Origin of the sequence: Moorena sp. SIO4A1 (assembly GCF_010672065.1) — a bacterium.
Lineage (GTDB): Bacteria > Cyanobacteriota > Cyanobacteriia > Cyanobacteriales > Coleofasciculaceae > Moorena.
In genome coordinates, this window is record NZ_JAAHHX010001021.1 from 1 (window position 1) to 1,078 (window position 1,078).

Here is a 1,078-nt window from a genome sequence, read left to right on the forward strand (position 1 = left end):
TGTGGAATAACTCAGATGGTACTATTGTTAAGGAACTTCCCGGTCATGGCATTTGGATCAGAAGTTTGCGTTTCAGCCCCAATGGCAAATTGCTGGCTTCTGGTAGTTTTGACCGCACAGTAAAACTTTGGCGTGTGGAAGATGGTTCTTTATTGAGAATTCTAGAAGGTCATCTTGGTCGGGTAGAGGATGTTAGTTTTAGCGCAGATGGAAAACTCCTGGCTTCTGCTAGTAGGGATGGCACAGTCAAGCTTTGGAACCTAGATTTAGAATTAGATGATTTGATGGAACTAGGTTGTGAGTGGCTGGGGGATTATCTGGCGATTCATCCCGAAGAAGAGGAACTGACAGACGGATTTTGTGGCTTGGGGGAAAGTGCGCAAGAACGGGATGACCACAAAATCCGTTAGCATAAGAAATGCTTAACCCGCTGGATTAGAGGGTATTTTTAGCACCTGCTCTGGATGAATGATGTAAGGTTCTTTTATTGCATTCTCTTTTGCTATAGCGAACCAAAATTGTTGAGTGCCATAGCACGTTGCACTTATCTTACTCAATGAATCTCCTAAAAGATAGCAAACATGAGAGCACCACACTCAAACTATCAATTGCAATAGCAGGAGTCGCTGAGAAGCCCACACTTCTCTTGCGAGTAAGTGTGGGAGTATGTCACAACCGACAGTCTCAGGTTTCCTAGTTATTCTTCACAATGCTGCCGAGGGTGTTGGTTAGCTCTTTAGGATTTCCCCTGTTTTGATTGGAGAGGACGGCAATCACGGTCTTGTCATTGAAATAGAGTCGCCAGTAAGACTTCGCGCCATTCTGGGCACCATTATGGGAGAACGTACTTCCCGGCCAGAGAGTATTAAGTGACTGGGCTGAGATGACCGATCCATCAAAGACCTTCATCCCAAGACGAGCCAGATCCATGGCAGAGGACTCAAGTCCACCACCGGGATATTTCCAACTCAGGTTGTCACGAGAGGACAGCACACTCTTACCATTGCCAATCATTCAGTTTAGCTACAAAAGCGGCTTTATATCTCCGTTTTATCCAAGCTTCTGCGAGATTAGCACA

Annotated in this window: 2 protein-coding genes and 1 pseudogene; 2 read left to right on the top strand and 1 reads right to left on the bottom strand. The window is 45.5% G+C overall.

From position 1 onward, the window contains the following. Window positions 1-410, top strand: a pseudogene (locus tag F6K53_RS44940) (hypothetical protein); the annotation flags it as partial. A gap of 12 nt (window positions 411-422) precedes the next feature. Here F6K53_RS44940 and F6K53_RS46390 read toward each other — a convergent pair. Then, window positions 423-596, bottom strand: coding sequence for a LysM peptidoglycan-binding domain-containing protein (locus F6K53_RS46390; protein ID WP_366511460.1), 174 nt, complete (start codon window positions 594-596; stop codon window positions 423-425). A gap of 287 nt (window positions 597-883) precedes the next feature. Here F6K53_RS46390 and F6K53_RS44945 point away from each other — a divergent pair. Next, the coding region (locus F6K53_RS44945) for a hypothetical protein (protein WP_293087587.1) at window positions 884-1,078 on the top strand (195 nt) is incomplete at its 3' end.